The organism is Klenkia brasiliensis (genome assembly GCF_900100695.1).
GTDB classification, from domain to species: Bacteria; Actinomycetota; Actinomycetes; order Mycobacteriales; family Geodermatophilaceae; genus Klenkia; species Klenkia brasiliensis.
In genome coordinates this window covers 175,223-190,348 of sequence record NZ_FNCF01000001.1, presented here as the reverse complement: position 1 = coordinate 190,348, position 15,126 = coordinate 175,223, and the positions used below count along the sequence as shown (strand labels likewise).

The 15,126-nt window shown below is 74.3% G+C and carries 14 protein-coding genes and 1 tRNA gene; 9 read left to right on the top strand and 6 right to left on the bottom strand.

Translation table 11 applies throughout. The features are described from left to right. Nucleotides 1–49: 49 nt before the first annotated feature. From eno to BLT39_RS00995, 4 genes are read left to right on the top strand one after another with little or no spacing between them, the layout of a single operon-like run. Nucleotides 50–1,333 (top strand): phosphopyruvate hydratase, encoded by a 1,284-nt coding sequence (eno, locus tag BLT39_RS01010; protein ID WP_091059110.1) that lies wholly within the window; start codon nucleotides 50–52, stop codon nucleotides 1,331–1,333. A gap of 14 nt (nucleotides 1,334–1,347) precedes the next feature. Then, nucleotides 1,348–1,899 carry an FtsB family cell division protein gene (locus BLT39_RS01005; RefSeq protein ID WP_091057235.1) on the top strand — a complete coding sequence of 184 codons (552 nt, stop codon included), beginning with the start codon at nucleotides 1,348–1,350 and terminating at the stop codon, nucleotides 1,897–1,899. A 31-nt stretch (nucleotides 1,900–1,930) separates the two neighbouring features. Next, a complete protein-coding gene (locus tag BLT39_RS01000; RefSeq protein ID WP_091057232.1) occupies nucleotides 1,931–2,440 on the top strand; it encodes a DUF501 domain-containing protein in 510 nt (169 codons plus the stop codon). Further along, nucleotides 2,437–3,381, top strand: coding sequence for a Ppx/GppA phosphatase family protein (locus BLT39_RS00995; protein ID WP_091057229.1), 945 nt, complete (start codon nucleotides 2,437–2,439; stop codon nucleotides 3,379–3,381). Before BLT39_RS01000 ends, BLT39_RS00995 begins: the two co-directional genes overlap by 4 nt. Before the next feature lies 1 nt (nucleotide 3,382). Here the strand turns inward: BLT39_RS00995 and BLT39_RS00990 are convergent, their stop codons facing one another. Further along, complete coding sequence (locus tag BLT39_RS00990; RefSeq protein WP_091057226.1) at nucleotides 3,383–3,688, bottom strand: DUF4235 domain-containing protein; 306 nt, start codon at nucleotides 3,686–3,688, stop codon at nucleotides 3,383–3,385. A 40-nt stretch (nucleotides 3,689–3,728) separates the two neighbouring features. On the opposite strand from BLT39_RS00990, the gene BLT39_RS00985 reads away from it, so the two are divergent. From BLT39_RS00985 to BLT39_RS00970, 4 genes are all read left to right on the top strand, one after another. Continuing rightward, nucleotides 3,729–4,490, top strand: a complete 762-nt coding sequence (locus tag BLT39_RS00985) for a uracil-DNA glycosylase (protein WP_091057224.1) — start codon at nucleotides 3,729–3,731, stop codon at nucleotides 4,488–4,490. A gap of 5 nt (nucleotides 4,491–4,495) precedes the next feature. Continuing rightward, a tRNA-Leu gene (locus BLT39_RS00980) sits at nucleotides 4,496–4,572 on the top strand. 124 nt (nucleotides 4,573–4,696) lie between these two features. After that, entirely contained in the window at nucleotides 4,697–6,322 is a 1,626-nt protein-coding gene (locus BLT39_RS22650) for a M20/M25/M40 family metallo-hydrolase (RefSeq protein ID WP_109502081.1), read from the top strand. Nucleotides 6,323–6,512: 190 nt separating this feature from the next. Next, nucleotides 6,513–7,358, top strand: a complete 846-nt coding sequence (locus BLT39_RS00970) for a Bax inhibitor-1/YccA family protein (protein ID WP_091057215.1) — start codon at nucleotides 6,513–6,515, stop codon at nucleotides 7,356–7,358. A gap of 74 nt (nucleotides 7,359–7,432) precedes the next feature. Here the strand turns inward: BLT39_RS00970 and BLT39_RS00965 are convergent, their stop codons facing one another. Further along, complete coding sequence (locus BLT39_RS00965) at nucleotides 7,433–8,653, bottom strand: acetyl-CoA C-acetyltransferase (protein WP_091057211.1); 1,221 nt, start codon at nucleotides 8,651–8,653, stop codon at nucleotides 7,433–7,435. Between the two features lie 68 nt (nucleotides 8,654–8,721). After that, entirely contained in the window at nucleotides 8,722–9,738 is a 1,017-nt protein-coding gene (locus tag BLT39_RS00960; protein ID WP_091057207.1) for an SGNH/GDSL hydrolase family protein, read from the bottom strand. A gap of 81 nt (nucleotides 9,739–9,819) precedes the next feature. Between BLT39_RS00960 and BLT39_RS00955 the strand changes: the two genes are divergently transcribed. After that, a complete protein-coding gene (locus BLT39_RS00955; protein ID WP_242658064.1) occupies nucleotides 9,820–11,178 on the top strand; it encodes a DUF2252 domain-containing protein in 1,359 nt (452 codons plus the stop codon). Here BLT39_RS00955 and BLT39_RS00950 read toward each other — a convergent pair. Genes BLT39_RS00950 through BLT39_RS00940 form a run of 3 tightly spaced genes read right to left on the bottom strand, consistent with a single transcriptional unit; the run spans nucleotide 11,171 to nucleotide 15,059 of the window. Beyond that, nucleotides 11,171–11,617, bottom strand: coding sequence for a GNAT family N-acetyltransferase (locus tag BLT39_RS00950; RefSeq protein ID WP_091057203.1), 447 nt, complete (start codon nucleotides 11,615–11,617; stop codon nucleotides 11,171–11,173). The genes BLT39_RS00955 and BLT39_RS00950 overlap by 8 nt on opposite strands. Nucleotides 11,618–11,631: 14 nt before the next feature. After that, nucleotides 11,632–13,623, bottom strand: a complete 1,992-nt coding sequence (locus tag BLT39_RS00945; RefSeq protein WP_091057200.1) for a VWA domain-containing protein — start codon at nucleotides 13,621–13,623, stop codon at nucleotides 11,632–11,634. 2 nt (nucleotides 13,624–13,625) lie between these two features. Beyond that, on the bottom strand, nucleotides 13,626–15,059 hold the full coding sequence (locus tag BLT39_RS00940; RefSeq protein ID WP_242658063.1) for a sigma 54-interacting transcriptional regulator: 1,434 nt from the start codon (nucleotides 15,057–15,059) through the stop codon (nucleotides 13,626–13,628). Between the last annotated feature and the right edge of the window lie 67 nt (nucleotides 15,060–15,126).

Sequence of the window (15,126 nt, the reverse complement as noted above, 5' to 3'; positions counted from 1 at the left end):
CATGGTCCCGCACTGGGACGACGCGGGGCCGATCGCTAGGCTGCGCCCCGTGGCCAGCATCGAGGCAGTAGGCGCGCGGGAGATCCTCGACTCGCGCGGAAACCCCACCGTCGAGGTCGAGGTCGCCCTCGACGACGGCACGATCACCCGGGCGGCGGTGCCCAGCGGCGCCTCCACCGGCGCCTTCGAGGCGGTGGAGCTCCGCGACGGCGGTGACCGCTACCTCGGCAAGGGCGTCACCAAGGCCGTCGACGGCGTCCTGGACGTCATCGGCCCCGAGCTCGTCGGCTTCGAGGCGACCGAGCAGCGGCTGGTCGACCAGGCCCTCATCGACCTCGACGGCACCCCCGACAAGTCCCGGCTGGGCGCCAACGCCATCCTCGGCGTCAGCCTGGCCGTCGCCAAGGCCGCGGCCGAGTCCAGCGGCCTGCCGCTGTTCCGCTACGTGGGCGGGCCCTCGGCGCACGTCCTGCCCGTGCCGATGATGAACATCGTCAACGGCGGCGCCCACGCCGACTCCAACGTCGACGTCCAGGAGTTCATGATCGCCCCGATCGGGGCGGCCACCTTCGCCGAGGCCCTGGCCACCGGCGCGGAGGTCTACCACGCGCTGAAGTCGGTGCTGAAGAAGCGCGGCCTGTCGACCGGCCTGGGCGACGAAGGCGGCTTCGCCCCCGACCTGCCGAGCAACCGCGACGCCCTGGACCTCATCGCCGAGGCCGTGGAGAAGGCCGGCTACTCCGTCGGCACCGACATCGCCTTCGCCCTCGACGTGGCGGCCACCGAGCTGCACGGCGACGGCGGGTACACCTTCGAGGGCAAGAGCCTGACCGCCGGCGACCTGACCGAGTACTACGCCGGCCTGCTCGAGGCCTACCCGATCGTCTCCATCGAGGACGCGCTGTCCGAGGAGGACTGGGAGGGCTGGGTCGACCTGACCGCGGCGATCGGCGACAAGGTGCAGCTGGTCGGCGACGACCTCTTCGTCACCAACCCCGCCCGCCTGGCCGACGGCATCGCCCAGGGCGCGGCCAACGCGCTGCTGGTCAAGGTCAACCAGATCGGCACGCTGACCGAGACCCTGGACGCGGTCAACCTCGCCCACCGCTCGGGCTACCGCTGCATGATGAGCCACCGGTCGGGGGAGACCGAGGACACCACGATCGCCGACCTCGCCGTCGCCACCGACTGCGGGCAGATCAAGACCGGGGCGCCGGCCCGCTCCGAGCGCGTCGCGAAGTACAACCAGCTGCTGCGCATCGAGGAGGAGCTGGACGACGCCGCCCGCTACGCCGGTGCGGCGGCCTTCCCGCGGCTGACCCCCGCTCCCTGAGCGGGGCGCGACCCGTGGCCGACGCCCGTCCCCGCCGGGGCACGTCCCCCGGCGGGGGCGGGCGCGCCCCGGGCCGGCGCCGCAGCGCCCCGCGCCCGGCCGCCGCGGGCGGCCGCGGTGCCGCCGACGCCCGGCAGGGCCGGCGGCGCACCCGCCGTCCGGCCCGCAGCGCCACCACGGCCGGGCGCACCCCGCTGGTCACCGGGCGGGCGGTGCTGCTCGGTGTCCTCGTGCTGGTGCTGCTGCTCACCCTGGCCGGGCCGGTGCGCAGCTTCGTCGCCGGCCGGCAGGCCCTGGCCGAGCTGGCCGCGGAGAACCAGGCGCTCTCCCTGCGCGAGCAGCAGCTGCAGGCCCAGCTCGACCGGCAGTCCGACCCGGCCTACGTGGTGCAGCAGGCCCGCGAGCGGCTGAACTTCGTGCTGCCCGGCGACCGGGTGGTGGTGGTCGCCGACGGCACCGTCACCGAGGGTGAGCAGCCGGCGCAGACCCCCGACGCCGCCCAGGACACCGACCAGCCGCCCTGGTACGAGGGCCTGCTGGAGTCCGTCGACACCGCCGACGGCTGAGCCGCGCACCGCGGCTGGAACAATCCGCCGGGTGAGCGAACCCGTCAGCGAGCACGACCGCGAGGTCGTGGCCCGCCAGCTCGGCCGACCCCCGCGCGCCCTGGTGGGTGTCGCCCACCGGTGCCCGTGCGGCCAGCCCGACGTCGTGCAGACCGCACCGCGGCTGGAGGACGGCACCCCGTTCCCGACGCTGTACTACCTGACCTGCCCGCGCGCCTCGGCCGCGGCCAGCCGGCTGGAGTCCGCCGGAGCGATGAAGGAGTGGCAGGCCGACCTGGGCACCGACCCCGAGCTCGCCGCCGCCTACACCCGCGCGCACGAGGCGTTCCTGGCCACCCGCGACGCCGTCGACGTGCTGCCCACCCGCGCCAGTGCCGGGGGGATGCCCGACCGCGTCAAGTGCCTGCACGCACTGGCCGCGCACTCGCTGGCCGCCGGCCGCGGCGTGAACCCCGTCGGGGACCGCGCGCTCGACGGCATGGGGGAGTGGTGGGACCGCGGCCCCTGCGCCCTGCCGACCGAGCAGGAGGGCACCCCGTGACCCGGGTGGCGGCCATCGACTGCGGCACCAACTCGCTGCGCCTGCTCGTCGCCGACGTCGGCGAGACCGGCGGACCGGTCGAGGTGCTGCGCCGGATGGAGGTCGTGCGCCTCGGGCAGGGCGTGGACGCCACCGGCCGGCTGGCCCCCGAGGCGGTCGAGCGGGCCCGGGTCGTGCTCGGCGAGTACGCCGCGCAGGCCCGCGAGCTCGGGGTCGAGCGGACCCGGATGGTGGCCACCAGCGCCAGCCGCGATGCCTCGAACCGGGCCGACTTCGAGGGCATGGTCCAGGCGGTGCTGGGTCAGCTCCCCGACGTCGTGCCCGGCCTGGAGGAGGCCGCGCTGTCCTTCGCCGGGGCCACCGGCTCGCTCGCCGCGGCCGCCGCCGCGCACGGCATCCCCGTGCCCGCGGCCCCCTACCTGGTCGTCGACATCGGCGGTGGGTCGACCGAGTTCGTGCTCGGGGACGCCGACGGCGTGCGCGCGGCCCGGTCGGTGGACATCGGCTGCGTCCGGCTGACCGAGCGCCACCTGCACGGCGACCCGCCGACCGCCGACGAGATCCAGCGCGCGGAGTCCGACATCCGCGCCGCGCTCGCCGAGGTGGTCGCCGAGGTGCCGGTGCACGAGGCCGCCACCCTGGTCGGGCTCGCCGGCTCGGTCACCACCGTCGCCGCCCTGGCGATGGACCTGCCCGCCTACGACGCCGCGGCCATCCACGGCTCCCGCATCCCGGTCGGCGCCGTCCGGTCGGTCACCGCCGGTCTGCTGACCGCCACGCGGGCGCGCCGCGCCGCGCTCCCGGTCATGCACCCCGGTCGGGTCGACGTCATCGGCGGGGGGTCGCTGGTGCTGCGGGTGGTGATGGACGCCCTGGCCATCGACGAGGTGGTCGTCAGCGAGCACGACATCCTGGACGGGATCGCGCTCTCGCTGCGGTGAGTCAGGCCGCGCTGTCGGCGTTCGCGTTCGTGGGGAACTTGCCGGTCAGCGCGGTGTAGGTCTTCGCCGCACCCTGGGCGGCGAGCAGCCGGCCGACCGCGACGAGCACGCCGGAGACCGCGGCCCAGGCGATCGCGTCGCCCCAGCTGACCCCGGGGACGTCCGGGTTCTTGGGGGGCGGGGTCCCCTTGACGGCGATCCAGGCCTGGTCGGCGACCTTCTTGACCACGATGCCGGTCGGGATGGCCATCGCCGGGCCCAGCAGCTTGTACAGCGCCGGGGTCTTCACCTTCTGCTTCTTCGCCACCGGGGGATCATCACCCGGCCGCCTGTGCTCTGCTGGGTGGGTGGCACGCGACGCCGACGGCTACCCCGTCACCCGCACCCCTGCCGGCGTCCTCCGGTCGGCGCGGTCGGCGCCCGACCTCGCCGCGGTCGACGAGCGGGTCTGCGGCTGCCGGGCGTGCCCCCGGCTGGTGCGCTGGCGCGAGGAGGTCGCCGTCACCAAGCGGGCCGCCTTCCGCGACCAGGTCTACTGGGGCCGGCCGATCCCCGGGCTGGGCCCGGCGGACGCCCGGATCGCCGTCGTCGGGCTGGCGCCGGCCGCGCACGGCGGGAACCGGACCGGCCGCATCTTCACCGGTGACCGGTCCGGTGACTGGATCTTCGCGGCGCTGTGGCGGGCGGGGCTGGCCAACCAGCCGACCTCGGTGGCCGCCGACGACGGCCTGGAGCTCACCGGGTGCCGGGTGGTGTCCGCGGTGCGCTGCGCCCCGCCGGACAACGCGCCCACCCCGGCCGAGCGGGACACCTGCTCGCCGTGGCTGGCCCGGGAGCTCGCGCTGCTGCCGGCGCTGCGGGTGGCGGTCGTGCTGGGCGGGTTCGGCTGGTCGGCGCTGCTGCCGGTGCTCGCCGCCGCCGGGTACCCGCTGCCGCGCCCGCGGCCCCGGTTCGGGCACGGCGTGGAGGTGACGCTGCACGGGCCGGGCGGGCCGCTGACCCTGCTGGGCAGCTACCACGTCAGCCAGCAGAACACCTTCACCGGACGGCTCACCGAACCGATGCTGGACGCCGTGCTGCAGCGGGCGGTCGCGCTGGCGGCAGGATGAGGTCGGCCCTCGTAGCCCAATCGGCAGAGGCAGGCCCCTTAAAAGGGTCCCAGTGTGGGTTCGAGACCCACCGAGGGCACCACGTTCCTTCCGCTCACTAACCGTTGTGCGCCGAGAACACAAGGCTTGTTCTCCTCCCCGTCGTCGACCACGGTCGTGCACAGGAGGCCCACAGGTTCGGTGGGCCGCGGCGGAAGGGCGAGCACGTGGACGCACTCGAGCACCCCCGGCGGTCACGCCGGGGACGGTGGACGGCGGCCGGGACGGCGGTCCTGCTGGGCGGGGCGGGCCTGCTGGCTGCGACCCCGGCGGCGGCCGCACCGGGCGGGCCGGGCGGACCGGGCGGGGCCCCGGCCGGGTGCGAGCGGCGGGTGAACGCCGACGTGGAGAAGCTGCTGCGCTGCGTCACGGTCGAGGGGGTCGTGGAGCACCTCGAGGCCCTCCAGGGCATCGCCGAGGCCAACGGGGGCAACCGCGCATCGACCACGCCGGGCTACGCGGCGTCGGTCGACTACGTGCGCGACACCCTGGAGGCCTCGGGCTACCAGGTCGAGGTCAGCGACTTCACCTACGACGAGGTGAGCTACGGGTCCGAGCTGACGCAGCTGACCCCGACCGCGGCGACCTACGCGCCGGACACCGACTACGTGCCGGTCGACGGGACGGCGTCGGGCACCACCACCGCCGCGGTGGTGGCCGTCGACTACGCGTCGACGACCAGCGGCTGCGAGGCCGCCGACTTCGCCGGGTTCTCGGCCGGCAGCATCGCGGTGGTCAAGCGCGGCACGTGCACCTTCGGCGCCAAGGCGGCCAACGCGGTGGCCGCGGGTGCCTCCGGCGTGGTGATCGCCAACAACGCCCCCGGCCTGCTGAACCCGACGCTGGGCGGGCCGAGCACCGTGCCGGTCGTCTTCGCCACGCCGGAGGTGGGCGCCGCCCTCGCCGTCGACGGCGCCACCGCCACCCTCGCCGTCGAGGTCATCACCGAGACCCGGACCTCGCAGAACGTCACCGCCGAGCTCCCCGGCCGGTCCGACGACGGCGTGGTGGTCGTCGGCGGGCACCTGGACTCCGTGCCGGAGGGTCCGGGCATCAACGACAACGGCTCGGGCTCGGCGACGATCCTGGAGGTCGCGCAGAACCTGGCGAGCACCCGGCTGGCGCACCCGGTCCGGTTCGCGTTCTGGGGCGCGGAGGAGCTGGGCCTGCTCGGCTCGCAGGCCTACGTCGACTCCCTGACCGAGGCCGAGCTCGGCGGCATCGGTGCCTACCTGAACTTCGACATGCTGGGCTCGCCGAACTTCGCGAACTTCGTCTACGACAGCGACGGCTCGACCTTCCCCGCGCCCGAGGGCTACGTGACGCCGGAGTCGGCGGCGATCGAGGCCACCTTCCGGGAGTTCTACGACTCCCGCGGGATCGCCTACGAGGACACCGAGTTCGACGGCCGCAGCGACTACCAGGCCTTCGCCGACGCGGGCATCCCCTCCGGGGGTCTGTTCTCCGGCGCCGAGGGCACCAAGACCGCCGACCAGGCGGCGCGCTACGGCGGCACGGCCGGCCAGCCCTACGACGCCTGCTACCACCAGGCCTGCGACGACCTCACCAACGTCAGCACCGTCGCCCTGGACCAGAACTCCGACGCGGTCGCTTACGCGGTGCTGGTCACCGCGCAGGCCGGCGGCGGTCCCGGCCAGGGCCCGGGTGGTCCCGGCGGTCCGGGTCACGGCGGCCCCGGCCACGGCGGCCCGGGTCATGGCGGCCCGGGTCACGGCGGCCCCGGCCACGGCGGCCCGGGGCACGGGCACGGGCACGGGGCGACCTCGGCCTGACCTGCAGCGGCACCCGGCACGGGGCCCCGCGGACCACGGTCCGCGGGGCCCCGTGGCGGTCCCTGTCACGGTCGGGTCACGCCCAGGGAATTCCTAGGAACTCATCCGCGACCACCGGCGTTGGGACAGGTGAGTGGGAAGGCTCCGTGCCCGCCCACGCACCCGACCGAGTCACCTCGAGGAGATGACGATGCCCAGCAGTAACCCGGCCTTCAGCCGGGGCTTCCCCGGCGCCCCCAACGGCCCGGGTGCCCAGTACGGCAACCAGGGCTACGCCCAGCCGGGCCCGCAGCAGTACGGCGCCCCGCAGCAGTGGGGCCAGCAGGCCCCCCAGCAGTCGCCGTACCAGCAGAACCCGTACGCGGCCACCGGCCAGCAGTACATGACGATGGACGACGTCGTCAGCAAGACCGGGATCTCGTTCCTGGTCACCGTACTGGCCGCCGCCGCCGTCTGGGCCGTCCCCGGCCAGGCCGCGATGGGGCTGGCCCTGCCGGCCGTCCTGATCGCGTTCGTGGTCGGCCTGGTGATCTCGTTCAAGCAGATCGCCAACCCGGCCGCCACGCTGGCCTACGCCGCCCTCATGGGTGTCGGCGTCGGCGCCATCAGCGAGGCGTTCAACTCCGTCTACCCCGGCATCGTCATGCAGGCCGTGATCGGCACCTTCGGTGTCTTCTTCGGCATGCTGGTGGTCTACAAGACCGGCGCCATCCGCGTCACCCCGAAGCTGACCCGCTGGATCGTCGGCGCGATGTTCGGTGTGCTGGCCCTGATGCTGGTCAACCTGGTCGCGGCCCTCATCGGCGGCGGCGACGGCCTGGGCCTGCGCTCCGGTGGCCCGATCGCGATCATCTTCAGCCTGGTCGTCATCGGCGTCGCGGCGTTCTCGCTGCTGCTGGACTTCGACATGGCCGACGAGGCCATCCGCCGCGGCGTGGCCCCCAAGGTCGCCTGGTACATCGCCTTCGGCCTGCTGGTCACCGTCATCTGGCTGTACCTGGAGATCCTGCGTCTGCTCAGCTACTTCCGCGAGTAAGCGCAGCACCTGCACCACGCACCGAGGCCCGGTCCCCGTCAGGGGGCCGGGCCTCGGTCCGTTCGGCGGGGAGGTCAGCTCAGGCGCTCGAGCACCATCGCCATGCCCATGCCGCCACCCACGCACATGGTCTCCAGACCGAAGGTGCCGTCGGTGGAACGCAGGCCGTTGAGCAGCGTGCCGGTGATCCGGGCACCGGTCATGCCGAACGGGTGGCCGACGGCGATCGCCCCGCCGTGCACGTTGAGCTTGTCGATGTCGATGCCCAGGTCGCGGTAGCTCGGGATGACCTGCGCGGCGAAGGCCTCGTTGATCTCCACGAGGTCCATGTCGTCGATGGTCATCCCCGCGCGGGCCAACGCCTGCTTCGAGGCCTCGACCGGGCCGTAGCCCATGATCTCCGGCGACAGGCCGGTGACGCCGGTGGAGACGATCCGGGCCAGCGGGGTGATGCCCAGCTCGGCGGCCTTGGTGTCGCTCATGACGACCAGCGCCGCGGCGCCGTCGTTGAGCGGGCAGGCGTTGCCCGCGGTGACCCGGCCGTCGGGCCGGAAGACCGGCTTGAGCCCGGAGATGCCCTCCAGGGTGGTCCCGGCGCGCGGGCCGTCGTCCTGGCTCACGACCGTGCCGTCCGGGGTGGTGACCGGGGTGATCTCCCGCTCCCAGAAGCCGTCGGCGATGGCCTTCTCGGCCAGGTTCTGCGACCGGACGGCGAACTCGTCCATCTCCTGGCGGCTCACGTCCTTGAGCAGCGCCAGGTTCTCCGCGGTCTGGCCCATCGCGATGTAGACGTCGGGGATGCCGCCGTCCTCCCGCGGGTCGGTCCAGGAGTCGGCGCCGCTCTCGGCGACCTTCGCGACCTCGGCCTTGCGGTCGGCGAACACCGGGTTCTCGGTGTCGGGCAGGCCGTCGGAGTTGCCCTTGGCGAACCGGGACACCATCTCGACACCGGCGGAGATGAACACGTCGCCCTCGCCGGCCTTGATGGCGTGCAGGGCCATCCGGGTGGTCTGCAGCGACGACGAGCAGTAGCGGGTGATGGTGGTGCCGGGCAGGTGGTCCATGCCCAGGAGCACCGAGACGACCCGGCCCATGTTGAAGCCCTGCTCACCACCGGGCAGGCCGCAGCCCAGCATCAGGTCGGAAATGTCGCGCGGGTCCAGCGAGGGCACCTGGTCCAGGGCGGCGCGGACGATGGTCGCGGTCAGGTCGTCGGGCCGCAGGTCCTTCAGCGACCCCTTGAAGGCGCGGCCGATGGGGGAACGGGCAGCGGCGACGATGACGGCTTCGGGCACGGGGACCTCCACGGTGAGGGCGCCACCCGCGTGGTGGCGTCGGGACCGCCCCCGAACGTACCCCGGGGTTACCGGTCGGTAGGCGGGGTGGCCGCGCCCTCGGCCACCTCGGGCAGGTCCCCGGGGCGGCGCCGGCGCAGCAGGGCCCACGGCCCGCGCGGCCCGGAGTCCGCCCCGTCGACCGAGGCGGGCTGGACCTCGGTGCCGGGCCGGCCCGCCGCGCTGGCTGCCGCACGGGCGATGGGGCGGACGCTGTCGCGGCGCAGACCGCGGATCCCGCGGTCCGCGGTCGCCGGCCACACGCCCAGCGCGTCGGCCACCGACGGCACCAGGCAGGCCGCCGCCGCGGCGTAACCGGCGGCGGAGGGGTGGAACTCGTCGTTGGAGAACATCGACCGGTCGCTGGCGAACTGCGGCCCCAGCAGCGAGCCGAGGGAGACGGTGCGGCCGCCCTCGGCGACCACGGCGATGGTCTGCGCCGCGGCCAGCTGGCGGCTCCAGCGCCGGCCGAGGGTGCGCAGGGGCTGGGCGACCGGACGGATGGTGCCCAGGTCCGGGCAGGTGCCGACGACGACCTCGCAGCCGGCCTCGCGCAGCCGGCGCACGGCCGCGGCCAGGTCGCGGACGGCGAGCGCGGGCTTGGCGCGGGCCGTGACGTCGTTCGCGCCGATCATGACCATGGCGACGTCGGGCGCGGCCGGGAGCACCCGCTCCACCTGCTCGGCCAGGTGCTCCGAACGCGCGCCGGAGACGGCCACCTTGACCAGCCGCACCGGCCGCTCGGCGAGCTCGGCAAGCGCCGAGGCGACCAGCACCCCGGGGGTCTGCTCCGCGCGGTCGACGCCGAGACCGACCGCGCTGGAGTCGCCGAGCACGGCCAGCACGACGGGCTTGCCGCGGTAGTGCCCGTAGCGGCCCTCGCCGGTGGGCGGGTCGGCCTTGGCGGTGCGGGACGCCACGCGCTTGCGGGCCCGGCGGGCCTCCTCGCGCAGCAGCGTGGCCAGCCCGGCGCCGACGACGCCGAGACCGCCCCCGCCGTAGGCGGCAGCCGTGGCGAGTCGTCGTGCCCTGCTCGCCCGGGTCACCGTCCACCGCCTCGTCGTGTCGTCGTCCTGCTGTTCTCGTACGCCCTGCTCGGCGAGGCTAACCCCCCTACGGTGACCCCCGTGACCGAGCACCCCGCCCCGTCCGGGCCCGAGGACGAGGACGCCCGCCGGACCCGCATCGTCGAGGTCCTGGTCGACGCCTTCTCCGACCTGATGACCGCCGACGCCGATGCCTTCCGGGTGAAGTTCCGGAAGATGGCCGCCGACCCGTTCGCGTTCTACCGCGGCTCGGCCTGCCTGTTCTACGCCGACCTGGTGGACGCCGAGGACCGCTGGGCCGACGAGCGGACGTCGCGGACGTGGATCCACGGTGACCTGCACGCCGCCAACTTCGGCACCTACATGGACGCCACCGGCCGGATCGTGTTCGACGTCAACGACTTCGACGAGTCCTACCTCGGGCACCTGTCCTGGGACCTGCGCCGGTTCTGCGCGAGCTTCGCGCTGCTGGCCTGGCGCAAGGCGCTGTCCGACGACGTCATCGCGTCGGTGCTGCGGGTCTACCTGGAGGCCTACCTCGACCAGGTCGAGCAGTTCACCCGCACCGACGCCGACCGCACCTTCGCCCTGGACCGGAACTCGACCAGCGGTGCGGTGCGGGAGCTGGTGATGGCCACCGCCGAGCAGACCCGGGTGTCGCTGCTGGAGCGGTTGACCGTCGTCGAGGAGCACGAGCGCCGCTTCGCCGACGTGCCCCGTCACCGGCGGCTGGACGACGCCGAGCACGCCGAGGTGCTGGCCGCGGTCGAGGCCTACCGGGAGTCCGTGCCGAAGGGCATCCGCCGCCGCGAGGTCGCCTACGACGTGAAGGACGTCGTCGGCACCGGTGGGTTCGGCATCGGCAGCGCCGGGCTCCCCGCCTACACGGTGCTGCTGGAGGGGTACGACCAGGCGCTGGAGAACGACGTCGTCCTGTCGCTCAAGCAGGCCGGGACGGCGGCGCCCTCGCGGGTCGTCACCGACCCCGAGGTGCGGGCGCTGTTCCGGCACGAGGGCGAGCGCACGGTCTCCGCGCAGCGGGCCATGCAGGCCCACGCCTCGCCGTTCCTCGGCCACACCGTCATCCGGGGCGTGGGCTTCCTGGTGTCGGAGCTCTCGCCCTACGAGAACGACCTGGACTGGGAGGAGCTGATCGAGCCCGAGGAGATCACCGAGGTGGTCGGCCAGCTCGGCCGGGCGACGGCGAAGATCCACTGCATCGGGGACGCCGACGCCGAGCACGAGGCCGTCGACGTCCAGGTCGAGGAGGCGGTCACCGCGATGGTCGGCGACCGCCGCGAGGAGCTGATCAGCGACATGGTCGACTTCGCGCACACCTACGCCGCCCGGGTGCGCACCGACCACCGGCTGTTCGTGGACGCCTTCCGGGCAGGGGAGATCCCGGGCATCAGCTCCTCGGGGGAGCACCCGGTCACCTGATCGGCAGGTCCAGCACCATGCCCAGGTGGATGCCCACCGGCGGCATGTCGTAGGGCGGGCTGACCACGGTGAACCCGATCCGCTCGTAGAACCCCACCGCCGCCTCGCGGGCGTCGCACCACACCAGGTCGGCGCCCGCGCGGGAGATCTGCACCAGGCCCTCGGCCACCAGGGCGCGGCCGGCCCCGAGGCCGCGGACCTCGGGGTCGGTCGCCATCCCGCGCAGCTGCCAGGCGTACTCGGTGTCCCGCCACGGGCAGACCTGCGGGTGGAACCGGACGACGCCGACCACCCGGCCCTCGTCGGTGACCGCGGCCAGGTGCACGGTCGAGGGCGCGTGGTCCCCGGTGATCTGCACGGCGCGGCCCTGGCGGAGCACCCGGGATCGCAGCTCGTAGGTCGCCTCCGGCTCGACTCGCTCGATCCTGACCGTGCTCACCCGGGCAGTCTCCCTCAGCGCGCCCGGCGCCCCCTGCGGGCCCGGAGGTAGTCGGCCACCACGTACTCGCCGAGGCGGTCGCCGTCGGGCAGGAACACCCGGCCGCCCGCACGGGCGGTGATGTCGTGCACGAACCGCACCAGTGCGGGTTCGGGGTCCAGCGCGAAGACGTTCATCGTCGCCCCCGACCGGGCCACCCGCTCGACCTCGGCGACGGTCTTGGCGATGGTCTGCGGCATCGGCGGCCAGCAGAAGTACGGCGAGCCGTCGTCCTCCAGGTGCGCGGTCGGCTCGCCGTCGGTGACCACCAGCACGACCGGCTCGGCGTCGTGGTGCCGGGCCAGGAACCGCCGGGCCAGCATCAGGCCGTGCTGCAGGTTGGTGCCCTGCAGGGTGTCGACGCTGAGCTCGGCGAGGGTCTCCGGCCGCAGCACCTGCGCGGTCGAGGCGAAGCCGATGATCTCGATGGCGTCCTGCGGGAACCGGGTGGTCACCAGCGAGTGCAGCGCCATCGCCGTCGACTTCGCCGCTCCCCACGTGCCGCGCAGCGCCATCGAGTACGACAGGTCGACCAGCAGCGCGACCGCGGCGCCCGTGCGGCGCTCGGTCTCCACCACCTCGAAGTCCTCGACCGCGATCCGCACCCGTCGGTCGCCGTCCGTGCCCGGGTCGCCGGCCGTGCGCAGCACGGCGTTGCGCACCGTGCGGACGACGTCCAGCGGCTGCTCGTCGCCGAACCGCCACTCGCGGCTGGCCCCGGTCAGCTCGCCCGTCGCGCCGGCGTCGGCGACGTCGTGCTCGCCGCGACCGGTGGCGTCGAGCTGGGCGAACACCCGGCGCAGTGCGGTGGCGCCCAGCCGGCGCACCGCCTTGGGGGAGAGCTCGAGCTTGCCCTCGGTGCGGGTCAGGTGGCCCTGCCGCTCGAGCTCGCGCTCCATCTGCCGCAGCGCGGCCAGGTCGTCGAGCCCGGACCGGCCCAGCGCGCGCTCGACCAGCTCCTCGTCGACGTCGGCCAGGCTGGCCCCGGCGTAGCCCTGGGAGAGCTGGTTGGACAGCGCCTCGAGGTCGGCCAGCTCGGCCACCGCGGTCGTCGCGTCGCCCAGCCCGAGGCCCTCGGCGCCGTCGGGCACCGGGCCCGGCCGGCCCCACGGCAGGTCGGGACGCGCCTGCCGCAGTGCGTCGTTCAGGTGCGCCATCTCGCTGGCCAGGCCCATGTCCTGCATGGCCTGTCCCATCAGCTGCCCGAGCTCGGCCCGTTGCTCGGGCGACAGCCCGGCCATCATGCGTTCCTGGGCGGCGGCCCGGCGGGCGAGGGAGTCGACCAGCTCGTCCACGGTCTGCGGGTCGTCCGGGAAGAACTGCCCGTGCTCGTCCATGAAGTCGGCGAACTGCTGGTCGGTGTCCTCGCCGCGGTTGTGCGCGTCCAGCAGCGCGGACAGGTCGGCGACCATGTCCTTGACCGCCTGGTTGCCGTCCTCGCCGTCGGCGTTCATCTGCTGCAGGGCCTGCTTCATGTGCTGGAACTGGCTGTCCAGCACCTCCTTCTGCAGCAGGTCCTGGATCTGCCGGTAGGCCTCGGCCGCCTCGGGCGAGCGCCACTGCTTGTCCTTCAGTGCCCGCACCGCACCCGCGGTGTCCTGCGGCAGTGCGTCCAGCTCGGCCTCGGCGAGGCGGGCGGCGTCGTCGGGGTCGGGGAACAGCTCGCGCCGCTCGGCCTCGAGGGCCTTGTCGAGCAGCTCGCGCACCTCCTGCAGGGTGCCGTCCATCGCGCCGGCCCGGCGGGCCTCGCGCAGCCGGTCGCGCACCGACCGGCGCAGGTCGTCCAGACCGCGCCGGCCGTCGAGGCCGCGGCGCAGCAGGTCGCGCAGCGCCTCGCGGACGCTGCTGCCGGCCAGCACCTGGTCACCGATCGCGTCGACGGCGTCGCCCAGGTCGTAGGGCGGCGCGAGCGGGTCGGCCCCACCCCGCCAGCGCCCGTAGCGGTACCCGCGTCGTCCCCGGGGCACGGTCAGCTCCCGTAGACCGTGCGGTTGCCGTCGGTGTCCTTGGCCAACCGCCGGGTCAGCCACAGGCCCTCGAGGGCGAACTCGACGGCGGCCGCGGCCTGCTCGGCGGACTCCTCGCCCTCCGGAACACCCAGCCGGCCCAGCAGCTGGGCCAGGTTGGGGACGGTGCCGACCTGGCCCATCAGCTCGGGCGCGCTGACCAGGTCGCCGGACTCCACGACCTCACCACCGGCGAAGTGCTCCTGCAGGCCGGTCAGGTCCAGCCCGCCGCAGCGGGCCCGGAAGGTCTGCGCGGTGGCCTGCCGCAGCAGGTGCTCGAGCACCTCGAGCTCGCGCTCGTCCTCGGGGTCGGAACCGGCGTCGGCGAACTCCACCTTGCCGCGGCTGGCGGGGACGACGGCCGGGAGGTCGACCACCCGGGCGACCGGGCGCTCCTCGCCGGCGACGGCGGCCCGGCGGACGGCGGAGGCGGCGATGGTCTCCAGCCCGGCGATCGCGAAGCGGGCGCTGACGCCCGACCGCTGGTCGACCTGGCTGGACTCGCGGACCAGCCGGGTGAACCGGGCCATGATCTCGACCAGGTGGGCCGGGACGAGCGGGGTGTCCAGGGCGTCCCCGCCCAGCCAGCTGGTCTGCGCCTCCTGGTGCAGCAGCCGGATCTCGTCGGCCAGCTCGATCGGGTAGTGCGTGCGGACCTCGGTGCCGAAGCGGTCCTTGAGCGGGGTGATGATCCGGCCGCGGTTGGTGTAGTCCTCGGGGTTGGCGCTGGCCACCAGCAGCAGGTCCAGCGGCAGCCGCACCCGGTAGCCGCGGATCTGGATGTCGCGCTCCTCGAGCACGTTCAGCAGCGCGACCTGGATGCGCTCGGCCAGGTCGGGCAGCTCGTTGATGCTGAAGATGCCGCGGTTGGTGCGGGGGACCAGGCCGTAGTGCACGGTCTCGGGGTCGCCCAGCGTGCGGCCCTCGGCCACCTTGATGGGGTCGACGTCGCCGATCAGGTCGCCGACGCTGGTGTCGGGGGTGGCCAGCTTCTCGCCGAACCGGTCGCTGCGGTGCAGCCAGCCGACCGGCGTGGCGTCGCCGTGCTCGGCGATCTGCCGGTGGGCCCAGACGCTGACCGGGGCCAGCGGGTGCTCGTTGAGCTCGCTGCCGACCAGCACCGGCGTCCACTCGTCGAGCAGGCCGACCAGGGTGCGGATCAGGCGGGTCTTGCCCTGGCCGCGCTCGCCGAGCAGGACCAGGTCGTGGCCGGCGATCAGCGCCCGCTCCACCTCGGGGAGCACGGTGTCGTCGAAGCCGACGATGCCGGGCAGGGTGGTCTCGCCGGCCGCGAGGCGGGCCAGCAGGTTCTTGCGTAGTTCGGCCTTGACGCCGACGTGGGTGGCGCCGCTGTCGCGCAGCTCGCCGAGGGTCGTGGGTGCGGGGGTCTCCGTCACCCCACTCACGGTACGACGGCGGTGCGACATCCGGGGCCGCCGTCGTGACCGGGGGCACGGTGACGAC